This is a genomic window from Vibrio sp. 1401, from assembly GCF_033340295.1.
The window spans coordinates 1-679 of record NZ_JAWOWF010000396.1 but is presented as its reverse complement, the minus strand read 5'-3'; the positions used below and the strand labels follow the sequence as shown (position 1 = coordinate 679).

The 679-nt window shown below is 45.7% G+C and carries 2 protein-coding genes; both read right to left on the bottom strand.

Annotated features, from left to right (window positions below; translation table 11 throughout):
* Positions 1-435, bottom strand: a 435-nt coding sequence (rimI, locus tag R7Z77_RS25855; RefSeq protein ID WP_318137112.1) for a ribosomal protein S18-alanine N-acetyltransferase, incomplete at its 3' end; no start/stop codon positions are given.
* A gap of 65 nt (positions 436-500) precedes the next feature.
* Positions 501-679 (bottom strand): DNA polymerase III subunit psi (locus R7Z77_RS25850; RefSeq protein ID WP_318137113.1); only part of this gene is annotated, 179 nt, incomplete at its 5' end.

The following is a 679-nucleotide window of genomic DNA, read 5'->3' as shown; positions in this document are numbered from 1 at the left end:
CATGATGATCGCGTCTTCTTTTCCATTGCCTGTTTTGGCTGGATAATAATCATAACGACGATCCACTTCGTTAAAACCAGCTTGCTCATAAATATGAATCGCAGGATGGTTACTTTCTCTTACTTCTAGCCACGCGCTGTCTGCTTTGGCTTGCTCACAGTGATTCAGAAAGGCATCCAATAACTTTTGACCGTAGCCTTTTCCTTGTAGAGCAGGGGCAACCGCAATATTGAGTAACGTCACTTCACCCACAATATTTTGTGCATAAAAGTAGCCAACTACCGAGCCGTCTTCGACCATCACGTGATGGCACGCACCGCGACTCGACAAATCGCGCACTAACGACTCTGCCCATGGGTGAGAATGCGCTTGCTGTTCAATTTGCCAAACTTGCTCCACATGCTCACTGCACATTGGGAGAATTTCAATCGTCATGATTTAACCTATTAGGTCGAAATACCGCGCCACAATAGAGCTTGGTATTCGATCTTTTACAAACGTTACGAGTAAGAACAAATTTGCTGCCAAAGTGCGCGTTTTTGTTCATTGTTGCCATCAATGTCTTGCAATAACGGCGAGGTTAGCTGCTTAGCATTTTCCATGCTGTTACTTTCACAGCCTGCAAACCATACCCACTCCAACTGATGTTCACCAAGCATTGCAAGGCGCTCAGGCTCGA